The 10,899-nt window shown below is 63.5% G+C and carries 9 protein-coding genes; 5 read left to right on the forward strand and 4 right to left on the reverse strand.

The features are described 5' to 3' along the window. Nucleotides 1-131 precede the first annotated feature (131 nt). Entirely contained in the window at nucleotides 132-3,215 is a 3,084-nt protein-coding gene (locus LUU92_RS13365; protein WP_071489553.1) for an efflux RND transporter permease subunit, read from the reverse strand. 2 nt (nucleotides 3,216-3,217) lie between these two features. Then, nucleotides 3,218-4,324 (reverse strand): efflux RND transporter periplasmic adaptor subunit, encoded by a 1,107-nt coding sequence (locus LUU92_RS13370; protein WP_257103774.1) that lies wholly within the window; start codon nucleotides 4,322-4,324, stop codon nucleotides 3,218-3,220. Nucleotides 4,325-4,424: 100 nt separating this feature from the next. On the opposite strand from LUU92_RS13370, the gene LUU92_RS13375 reads away from it, so the two are divergent. The 4 genes from LUU92_RS13375 to LUU92_RS13390 all read left to right on the forward strand — a co-directional run bounded on the left by LUU92_RS13375 (nucleotide 4,425) and on the right by LUU92_RS13390 (nucleotide 8,792). Then, nucleotides 4,425-5,630 (forward strand): multidrug effflux MFS transporter, encoded by a 1,206-nt coding sequence (locus LUU92_RS13375; protein WP_257103775.1) that lies wholly within the window; start codon nucleotides 4,425-4,427, stop codon nucleotides 5,628-5,630. 76 nt (nucleotides 5,631-5,706) lie between these two features. Then, nucleotides 5,707-6,567 (forward strand): pirin family protein, encoded by an 861-nt coding sequence (locus tag LUU92_RS13380; RefSeq protein WP_071489550.1) that lies wholly within the window; start codon nucleotides 5,707-5,709, stop codon nucleotides 6,565-6,567. A gap of 68 nt (nucleotides 6,568-6,635) precedes the next feature. Further along, a complete protein-coding gene (locus LUU92_RS13385; protein WP_092250268.1) occupies nucleotides 6,636-8,081 on the forward strand; it encodes a mechanosensitive ion channel family protein in 1,446 nt (481 codons plus the stop codon). Between the two features lie 84 nt (nucleotides 8,082-8,165). Then, nucleotides 8,166-8,792, forward strand: a complete 627-nt coding sequence (locus tag LUU92_RS13390) for a helix-turn-helix transcriptional regulator (protein WP_071489548.1) — start codon at nucleotides 8,166-8,168, stop codon at nucleotides 8,790-8,792. Here the strand turns inward: LUU92_RS13390 and LUU92_RS13395 are convergent. After that, nucleotides 8,780-9,160: a RidA family protein gene (locus tag LUU92_RS13395; RefSeq protein ID WP_071489547.1), complete on the reverse strand. Its 381-nt coding sequence runs from the start codon at nucleotides 9,158-9,160 to the stop codon at nucleotides 8,780-8,782. The genes LUU92_RS13390 and LUU92_RS13395 overlap by 13 nt on opposite strands. Next, nucleotides 9,157-10,122 carry a threo-3-hydroxy-L-aspartate ammonia-lyase gene (locus tag LUU92_RS13400; RefSeq protein ID WP_257103776.1) on the reverse strand — a complete coding sequence of 322 codons (966 nt, stop codon included), beginning with the start codon at nucleotides 10,120-10,122 and terminating at the stop codon, nucleotides 9,157-9,159. Before LUU92_RS13400 ends, LUU92_RS13395 begins: the two co-directional genes overlap by 4 nt. A gap of 113 nt (nucleotides 10,123-10,235) precedes the next feature. Between LUU92_RS13400 and LUU92_RS13405 the strand changes: the two genes are divergently transcribed. Then, the gene (locus tag LUU92_RS13405; protein ID WP_257103777.1) at nucleotides 10,236-10,853 is read left to right on the forward strand and encodes an LbetaH domain-containing protein; all 618 of its coding nucleotides are present in this window, start codon (nucleotides 10,236-10,238) and stop codon (nucleotides 10,851-10,853) included. Nucleotides 10,854-10,899 lie beyond the last annotated feature (46 nt).

Below are 10,899 nucleotides of genomic sequence, written 5' to 3' on the forward strand. Positions count from 1 at the left end.
GGTCAGGGCCAGCCTGCCAATGGCCGGGTTCAAGAAACAGCTCCAACAACCAGAAAGTCCATCTGCAATCCCTCGCACTGTGTAGTCAGGCGAGGGACTTTGCGGAACTTTTCAGGGGAGGGGAGTAGAGCTTATCCGGCGCTTACGTGGGACGTTTCGACAACTCTCGTCTTCTCCCGCCCCAGCACCAGGCTGCACAGCGCCGGCAAGAACAACAGCGTCAACACGGTGCCCACCAGCACCCCACCGATCAGCACATAGGCCAGGGACGACCAGAACACCGACAACGTCAGCGGAATAAACGCCAGCGCCGCCGCCAGCGCGGTCAGGATCACCGGCCGTGCACGCCGCACGGTGGCTTCAATGATCGCCTCGCGAATGGCCATGCCGTGGTCCTGGTTCTGGCGAATCTGGTCGGTAAAGATCAGCGTGTTGCGCATCAGTATCCCGCCAATCCCGATCAAGCCCAGGATTGCGTTGAACCCGAACGGCTGGTTGAACAGCAGCAAGGTCGGCACCGCACCGATCAAGCCCAGCGGCGCCGTGGCGAAGACCATAAACATCACGCCGAACGAGCGCACCTGGAACATGATCACCGTGAGGGTCAGCAGGATCATGATCGGGAACAGCGCGGCCAGGGCGACGTTGGCCTTGGCGCTTTCTTCAACCGGGCCGCCGATGTCGATCTGGTAACCGGCGGGCAGTGTGGCAATCAGCGGCTGCAGGTCTTTGTACACGGCCATTTCCACGTCGGGCGGTTGCACGCCGTCGATGATGTCGGCGCGCACTTCGACGGTGGTCGCGCGGTTGCGGCGCTTGAGGATCGGTTCTTCCATCACCGCCTGGAAATGCCCGACCTGGGCCAGCGGCACGGAGGTGCCGGCGCTGTTGGTGAGGGTCATGTTGTTGAGGTTGCCGAGGTCTTCGCGCTGGCTGCCCTGGGCGCGAGCGACCACGGAGACGGTACGGTTGCCTTCGCGCACTTCGGTGATGGGATTGCCGCTGAGCAGGGCGTTGAGCTGGGATTTGACTTCGTTGGGGGTGAAGCCCAGCAAACGCAGGCGGTCCTGATCCAGCACCAGGCGATAGCCGCTGGTGCGCTCGCCCCAATCGAGGAAGGCATCCTTGGTCAACTTGTTGGCGGCGACGACTTTGCGCACGGCTTCGGACACGCCACGCAGCACATCCACATTCGGGCCGGACACACGGAACACCACCGGGAACGGCACAGGCGGGCCGAACAGCAACTGCGTGACGCGTACCCGCGCCGCCGGGAACTCACCGGCCGCAATCCGCTCGCGCATGCGCAGTTTCAATGCATCGCGGGCATGGGAGTCCGGGGTCTGCACGATCAGCTTGGCAAACGCCGGGTCCGGCAGTTCAGGGTTCAGCGACAGGAAAAAGCGTGGCGCACCGCCGCCTACATAGGTGTCGACCATCGTGGTTTGCGGCTCTTGCAGCAGGGCTTTTTCCAACTGTGCGGCTACCGCTTCGGTACTTTTAAAGGCGCTGCCCGGCGGCATGTACACCTCAAGAATCAGTTCGGAACGGTCGGAGTTGGGAAAGAACTGCTTCTTCACCACACCCATGCCCAGCCCGCACAGCACAAACGCCGCCACCACCAACCCGGTCACCAGCCAGCGCCTGCGCACACAGGCCTCCACCAGCGTGCGCAGTTTCTGGTAGTAGCGCCCGGCGTAGATTGCGTCATGCCCGCCGGGCACCGGCTTGATCTGCGGTAGCAGCTTCACGCCCAGGTAAGGTGTGAACACCACCGCCACCAGCCAGGATGAAATCAGCGCAAAACCGACGATCCAGAAGATATTGCCGGCATATTCCCCGGCGCCGGAGCGCGCAAAACCCACCGGTAGAAAGCCGATGATCGTCACCAGCGTGCCGGTGAGCATCGGCGCCGCCGTGGAGCTCCAGGCAAAGGTGGCGGCGTGGATGCGGTCGAAACCTTCCTCCAGTTTCACCACCATCATCTCGATGGCGATGATCGCGTCATCCACCAACAACCCCAGGGAAATGATCAGCGCGCCCAGGGTAATGCGGTCGAATTCACGCCCGGTCAGCAGCATGATCACAAACACCACCGACAAGGTCAGCGGCACCGCAGCGGCCACCACCAGGCCGACACGAAAGCCCAAGGCCAACAGGCTAATGACCATCACCACGGCGAGGGCAACGAAGAACTTGAGCATGAACTCGTTGACCGCCAGGCTGATGTTTTTCGCCTGGTCGGAGACTTTGGCGAAGTTGACCCCGAGCGGCAGGTCGGCCTGGATTCTGGCTTCCTGGGCCTTGAGGCTCTTGTCCAGTTCCAGGCCGTTCCAGTGTTTCTCCATGATCACGCCGAGCATCAGCGCCGGGTCGCCCTGGTGGCGGATGCGGTAGCTGGGCGGGTCTTCATAACCTCGGCTGACGGTGGCCACATCGGCGATGCGCAGCACGCGGCCGTTGACTTCCAGCGGCACGTTTTCGATCAGTGACAGGCTGTCGAACGCGCCGTCGATACGGATGTAGGCACGGGCGCCGGCGGTCTCGACAAAGCCCGACGGCGCCACGGCGTTCTGCGCGGCCAACGCCGAGAAAATCTGATCCGGCTTGATGCCCAGGGTCGCCAGGCGCTCATAGGAAAACTCCACGAACACCCGTTGCGCCTGCTCGCCGAGGATATTGACCTTCTTCACCCCTGGCAGGTTGAGGAAACCCTGGCGCAGTTCCTCAGCCATCTGCACCTGCTGTCGATGGGGCAGGTGTTCGGCCTCCAGGGCGTACAGCGCAAAATACACATCGGAATATTCATCGTTGAAGAACGGCCCGCTCACGCCCTTGGGCAGTCTGGCGGCTTCATCGCTGAGTTTTTTTCGGGTCTGGTAGAACAGGTCCTGGATTTCGCTGGGCCGCGTGGACTCCTTGTACGTCATGCGCATCGACACGAAACCCGGCTGGGCGATGGTCTCGACGCGGTCGTAGTAGTCCAGTTCCTGCAGGCGTTTTTCCAGGCGGTCGGCCACTTGCTCCTGCATTTCCTGGGCGGTGGCGCCGGGCCAGGCGGCAGTGATGGTCATCACCTTGACGGTGAAGGACGGGTCTTCGGCGCGACCGAGCTTGCCAAACGAGAACACCCCGGCGGCCAGGATCGCAATGATCAGGAACAACGTGACCGCACGGTGCTTGACCGCCAGTTCAGAGAGGTTGATACCGCGCATGCTCAGTTGTCCTGTTTGCGGTTGAGGGCCAGTACCTGGGCGGGCAGCAGGCGTACGGCGTCACCGTCGTGCAGCAGGTGCGCACCCAGGGCGACGACGATTTGACCGGGGGCTACACCACTGTCGAGCAGCGCGTCTTCCTGGCCGAGGCTGGCGACTTTCACCGGGGCGAAACTGACCTTGTCGTCTGTGCCGATTACCCAGACACCGGTGCCTTGCCCGGCATCCTGCAAGGCGCCGATGGGCACGCGGGTTTGCTGGGCCTGGCCGTTGCCTTGCAGGCGCACGGTGATGGTCGAGCCGAGGGCGAAGCGATCGACGGCGCCATGCAATACGTAGCGGGCGCGGTAGGTGCGGGTGGTCGGGTCAGCGCTGGCGGACAGTTCGCGCAAGGTGGCGGTCACCGCCTGGTCCGGGGCGCCGAAGGCGAAGGCCAGGGCTTTCTGCGAGGCTTGTTCGCGTTGGTTTTCCGGCAGGTTGACGATAGCTTCACGGGCACCGTCGTGGGCCAGGCGCGCGACGATCTGTCCTTCGGCGACCACCTGGCCGCGGTCTGCCCGCACATCGGTGATGATGCCGTCGCCATCGGCCTTGAGCACCGAGTAGGTGCGGCGGTTTTCGATCTGGCTGGCGTCGGATTGCGCCGCGGCCAGTTCGGCTTCGGCCACGCGCAGGTTGGTCGCCGATTGGTCGAAGATCTGCCGCGACACGGCGCCGGTGCTGGCCAGGCGCTGATAGCGGTTTTCGTCGTCACGACGTTGGCGCAATTGTGCCTGGGCGGCGCTGACGCGGTTTTTTGCCGAGCGCAGGGCCAGTTCGAAGTCGCCGATATCCAGCACCAGCAGGGTGTCGCCATGGGACACATGCTGGCCGGGGTCGACCTTGCGTTCGATGACCTTGCCGCCGACCCGGAACCCCAGGTCGCTTTCGGTACGCGCCGCGACCACGCCGGTATAGGCGCTTTGCTGGGTGCCGGCCGCTTCGACTTTGGCGGCCAGGACAGGGCGAGGTTGAGGAACTTCGGCGGCGGTGTCGGCCTTGCTGTTGCAGCCATTGAGGACGATCAACAGGGCCAGGGGCGTGAGAAGACGCAGGGGGAGAGGGTGCATGGCGGGCTCCGGGGTAACCATTGGGCAAAAAATTATGGACATAATTTTTTACACATATTATGGTCGAAATATAAATTAATCCAGCCCCCGGATGCTCCCCATGACAAACGCCCCGCTCCCATCGCGAAGCCTGCTGTTTTTACTGGTGGCCCTGACGGCGCTGGGTGAGGTCTCGACCCAATTGATCATTCCCGGCCTGGGCGCCATCGAGCAGGCGCTGGCGGCGCCGGCGGGTTCGGCACTGATGGCGCTCTCGGCATTTGTCGCCGCTTTCGGCCTTGGGCAACTGTTGTTCGGCCCGCTGTCGGACCGTATCGGCCGGCGCCCGGTGCTGATCGGCGGCCTGGTGCTGTACGTGCTGGCAACCTTGTCGATGCTGCTGGTCCACGACATCCACCAGTTCATTGCCGCCCGCGTGCTGCAAGGCCTGGGCGCCTGTGCTGCGCTGGTGCTGGCGCGCACGGTGGTGCGGGATGTGTGGAAGACCGAAGCCGGGCCGGCCCTGGCGCTGACCATGATCGGCATGCTCTACGCCATCGTGGTGGCGCCGATGGTCGGTGGCCTGCTGATCAAGCTGTTCGGCTGGCACGCGCCGATCCTCCTGGCGCTGGCGATTGGCAGCGTGGTGCTGTTGCTGGCGTTGCTGTTCTTTCGCGAGAGCAACCACTACCTAGACCCCAAGGCCGGTCACTGGCGTACCCTCGGCGGGCAATACCTGGACCTGCTCAAGGGCCGCCAGTACCGGGCGTTCGCCGTGGCGCTGGCATGTACCTATGGCGCCATGTTTGCGGTGATCGCCGGTTCGTCGGCGGTGTTCATCAACCTGCTGGGCTTCAGCAGCCTGGAGTACGGCATCAATTTCGGCCTGATCGTATCGATGCTGATCGTGGGGTCCACCTATACCCGCCGCAACATCATGCGTCTGGGGCCTCAGCGGATTGTGGCGATGGGCGTGACGATGGTCGCCGCCGGCGGGGTGTCGGCCGTGGTCATTTATGAACTGTTCGGCCTGTCGGTGCTCGGCCTGGACATCCCGATTGCGCTGGTCACCCTCGGCGGTGGCCTGGTGTTGCCGGGTGCGGTGACCGGTGGCGTGATGCCCAATGCGCATCGTGCAGGCCTGGCGGCGGGACTGATGGGGTTTGCGCAGATGTTCGGCGCCACCTGCAGTGGTGTCTTGTTGAGCCAGTTGCGGGACGGCAGTGCCGCGCCGATGATCATCATCCAGGCCAGCTTCGCGCTGACGGCGTTCGTGGCGTTTCACCTGCTGCGGCAACGTCAGGCCAAGGGATTGTCCTATACGTAGGACGAACAGGGCTGCTTTTGCCGGCTAGTGCTCAATCGCCAGCAGCCTTATGGTGTATGCACTTTGGAGGTACACCATGAAAAAGCTTATCGGCATCTACACCAGCCCCCGCGCCCATTGGGTCGGCGACGGCTTCCCGGTGCGCACGTTGTTTTCCTACGACGCCATGGGCAAGCACATCAGCCCATTCCTGTTGCTGGACCACGCCGGCCCGGCCGATTTCACCCCGACCGAGCAGCGTCGCGGCGTCGGCCAGCACCCCCATCGCGGCTTTGAAACCGTGACCATCGTCTACGACGGCGAAGTCGAACACCGCGATTCCACGGGTGCCGGCGGCACCATCGGCCCCGGCGACGTGCAATGGATGACCGCTGCCAAAGGCATCCTCCACGAAGAGTTCCACTCCGCCGCCTTCGCCCGCCAGGGCGGCGCGCTGGAGATGGTGCAACTGTGGGTCAACCTGCCGGCCAAGGACAAAATGGCCGATGCCGGTTACCAGACGATTGTGGATGGCGACATCCCGGTACTGCCCTTGGCCGACGACGCCGGGCAACTGCGCCTGATTGCCGGTGAGTTTGCCGGCACCCAGGGCCCGGCCCGTACCTTTACGCCGATTGACGTGTGGGACCTGCGCCTGAACCCCGGCAAGCCCGTCACCCTGGACCTGCACGAAGGGCGCAACACCGCCCTGGTGATCCTGCGCGGCACGGTACTGGTCAATGGCGAGCAAGTTGCGCGGCAGGGGCAATTGGCGTTGTTCGAGCGCGAGGGTAGCCAACTGACGCTGGAGTCCAATGATGACGCCAAGGTGCTGCTGCTCAGCGGTGAGCCGATTGACGAGCCGATCGTCGGGCACGGGCCGTTTGTGATGAATACCGAGCAGGAGATTCACCAGGCGTTCGTGGACTTTCAGTCGGGTCGTTTCGGGCAGATGTAAGCACACCCGCTATACCCTGGCGCGGCATTTCATGCGATCTTCACGGCATTCGCCCTGGAGTCGCCTGGATGCCCTCATTTATCGCTGATCACCCGATGCTGTGCGCCCTGGCGCTGATCTTGATCGACATCGCCGTGTGGCGCCTGATTTCCGCCAACCTCGCCAACTGGAAGCTGGCGGCGCGGCTGGTGATCTTCGCGGTGTTCAGCGCGGTGCTGTTCAACGACGGCATGAACCCCATGCAACTGGCGCCCTATGCGGACAACACCGCCTTGCACCTGGCCGCCACGGCGTTGCAGATCGGCTGGTGGCTGTTCGCTGCGCGTACGCTGACGGTGTTGCTCGGCACGCTCATGATGCAAAGGGTCGGGCATACCGGCCGCCTGTTGCAGGACCTGATGGGGGCGGTGATCTTCCTGATCGCGATCATTGCCGCCATGGCCTACGTGCTCGACTTGCCGGTCAAGGGTGTGCTCGCCACCTCCGGCGCGGTAGCGATCATTGTCGGCCTGGCGCTGCAAAGTACCTTGAGTGACGTGTTCTCCGGGATCGTCCTCAACACCACCAAGCCTTATCAAATCGATGACTGGATCTCCATCGACGGCACCGAAGGCCGGGTGACGGACATCGATTGGCGCGCCACGCGCCTGCAAACCTCCCAGGGCAGCATGGCGGTGATTCCCAACTCCCTGGCGGCCAAGGCCAAGATCATCAATTTCTCGCGCCCGGCGGACATGTTCGGCCTGGCGGTCAGCCTGCAGGTCAGCCCCCATGCGCGGCCGCAAACGGTGATCGAAGCCCTGGAGCGGGCGATGCAAGGGTGTCGGCCGCTGCTGGGCACGCCGGCGCCAAGTGTGGCGTTCAAGACGTCGGCCAGTGGTGGCGTCGAGTATGAAATCAGCGGATTCGTACCGGCCATGGCCCTCAAGCGCGAAGTGCGCAACCAGCTTTACGACCTGGCTTTCCGGCATTTGCAGGCGGCGGGCGTCGGCGTGCTGTCGGCCACTGAAAGCAGCGCGCCACCGGCCATGTCCGCAGCGCGCGCTTTATTGGAGCGTTCGTCGATTTTTTCCACCCTGCGCCAGGAAGAGAAAGACACCTTCAGCCAGAACATGACCCTGCACACCTATCGCGCCGGCGAGATGATCCTGCCGGCCGGGGAGGTCAGCGATCATTTGTTCATCGTTGAGTCCGGTGTGGTCTCGGTGATGCTGACCAAGGGCGGGCACAAATTCGAAGCCGGGCGCATGGGGCCGGGCGAGGTGATCGGCGAGGCTGGGATCCTGTCGGACCAGGCGACGCTGGCGGATTTCTCGGCCAAGACGTTCTGCACCCTGTACCGCATCGAGAAGGAATACTTGAAGCCGTGCCTGGATGCGCGCCACGACATCGGCGAGGCGATGAAGGCCTTGCTGGATTTCCGTGTGCACGCCGCGCAGGCGCTGACGCAAGAGGCACCGGTGGTGCCTGTCAAGAAAGGCTTTCTGCAGTGGTTGCGCCAGCGTGGTCTCTGACCGCGCACGCCTCGGGTACGGGCGCCACACTGAGGGGCAGGGGGTAAATTGACGCCCTGTCCAGGACTGGATATGTTGTCTTGCATGAAAACCACCTCTCCCGACGATACTCACTTGATCAGCCAGCTCGAACAGATCGCCGAAGGCCTGAGCAAGACCTTCAGCCCCTTCTGCGAAGTGGTGCTGCACGACCTGCGCGACCCCCGGCACTCGATCCTGGCCATCCACAACAACTTGTCCGGGCGTGCACCGGGCGACCCGACCACCGAGCTGGGCCTGGCGCGCATTGCCGACCCCGACTACCCGCAAGTCATCGCCAACTACCAGAACCAGTTCAGCGACGGCCGCCAGGTCAAGAGCACGTCGATCGGCATCAAGGGCGCCGGCGGCGAGTACGTCGCGGCCTTGTGCATGAACGTCGACCTCTCTTTGTTCCGGGGCTTGCAAGGCATGCTCGAACAGTTCGGCTCGGTCAGCGGCGACAAGCTCATCGAGTCCCTGGACCCTTCCGGCGCCGACGTGATCCGTGCGCGCATCGATCAGTTCGCCGCACGCCTGGCCACCACTCCGCGCGCGCTGAAGACGGCCGACCGGCGTGTGCTGATGCAGGAACTCAAGGACTCGGGTTGCCTGGACATCCGCCGGGCCATGGAAACGGTAGCGTCCCATCTGGGCGTGTCGCGTGCGGCGGTCTACACCTACGCCAAGTAGCGCGCCATGGCCTCGATCTCGATCAGGTAACCGTGGTGCAACTCCGGCACCGGCACCACCGCACGGGCAGGGCGGTGCTCGCCCAGCGCGGCAGCATAAAGGCCATCGAAGGCCGGCCAATGCTCGACGCCGGCTACGTACACGGTGACCTTCACCAGGTCCTGCGCGGTTCCGCCGGCGGCGTTGAGGATGGCCAATAGATTATCCAGGGCAATCCGCGCCTGTTCGGCAAATGACGCTGCCAGGTTGTGCCGCCCATCCGGGCTCACCGGCAATTGGCCGGAGATATACAGCGTGTCGCCGTGGCGGATGGCTTGCGAGTAATGGCCGGCAGGCTGTGCCGCATGGGCGGTCTGGATGATGTTCATGAGGCCTCGCAGAGCAGGGCGGCGTACTTTTCGATATCGACGTTGCCACCGGTGACGATAATGCCCACGCGCTGGCCCTTGAAACGTTCACCCTCGTTGAGCAACGCGGCCAGGCCCAGGCAGCCGGTGGGCTCGACCACCATTTTCATGCGTTGCATAAAGAACTTCATGGCGCCGACCAACTCGGCATCCGACACGGTGAGGATGTCGTTGACCTGGTCGCGGATGATCGGGAAGGTGCAGTTGCCCAGGTGCTGGGTCTGGGCACCATCGGCAATGGTCGCCGGCGTATCGATGTGCACGATGCTGCCGCTGCGGAACGAGCGCTGGCCGTCATTGCCGGCTTCGGGTTCCACGCCGTACAGCTGGCAATCCGGCGCCAGGGCACGGGTCGACAACGCCGTGCCCGAGAGCATGCCGCCACCACCCAGGCCAACGAACAATCCATCCAGCGGGCCGCTGAACTCCAGCAGTTCCTTGGCGGCGGTGCCTTGCCCGGCAAGGATATGCGGGTGGTCGTAGGGCGGGATCAGGGTCAGGCCCTGCTCGGTAGCCAGGTCGCGGCCGATCTGTTCGCGGTCTTCGGTGAAGCGGTCATACAGCACCACACTGGCACCGTAGCCACGGGTCGCCGCGACCTTGGCCGCCGGCGCATCGTTGGGCATCACGATGGTTGCCGGCATGCCCAGCATCTGCGCCGCCAGGGCAATGCCTTGGGCGTGGTTGCCGGACGAGAACGCCACCACCCCGGCCTTGCGCTGCTGTGCATCGAACTGCGACAGTGCATTGAACGCACCCCGGAACTTGAAGGAACCGGCGCGTTGCAGGTTTTCGCACTTGATGAACACTTGGGCGCCGGTCAGTGCGTCGAGGGTGCGCGAGGTGAACACAGGGGTGTGATGGGCGACACCGTCAAGGCGTTGGGCGGCGGCGACGACATCTTGGTAAGTCGGCAATGGCATGGGACGGACCTCATTGACTGATCTGGATAAAATATCCATAACAAGACAAACAGTAAAGCCTGGTGTGCGCATGTTAGCGTTTTGCACTTCTCTGACCGCCGGAGGATTCAGCATTGATCCGCCTCACCGACTATATTTCAGACTTCGCCCAATCTCCTCTTGCACCCTGGGCTGACCTCGCGCCCTGGGCGCTGGCCGCCCAGGCGCCTGCCGTTGTTCGCCAACTCCTGGCCGAATTGCCGACAGACCAGTACGTCATCCAGGATGAGATCGCCATCCACCGTACCGCCACCGTCGAACCGGGTGCGCTGCTCAAGCCACCCCTGATCATCGGCGCCCATTGCTTTATCGCCAGCGGTTCGCTGCTGCGCGGCGGCTGCTGGCTGGAGGAACACTGCATCATCGGCCCGGGTGCCGAGTTGAAGACCTCCTTCATGTTCAGCGGCAGCAAGCTGGCGCACTTCAATTTCGTCGGTGATTCGGTGCTGGGGCACGGCATCAACCTGGAGGCGGGGAGCATCGCCGCCAACTACCGTAACGAGCGTGATGACAAGGAGGTGCGAGTGCGGGTCGACGGCGCCTTGCAGCGTACCGGTTGCGACAAGTTTGGCGCGTTGCTCGGCGACCAGTGCCGTATCGGCGCCAATGCGGTGTTGGCGCCGGGGGCGGTGCTCAAGCCGGGGAGTGTGGTGGGGCGTGGTCAGGTGTTCGATGCTGAAGCCTCCCTATAAACACAGTGTTGAAAAGATCATGGTCAGTCAGCGCGATATTAAATAG

The sequence above is a fragment of the Pseudomonas extremorientalis genome (genome assembly GCF_024584605.1).
Taxonomy (GTDB): domain Bacteria; phylum Pseudomonadota; class Gammaproteobacteria; order Pseudomonadales; family Pseudomonadaceae; genus Aquipseudomonas; species Aquipseudomonas extremorientalis.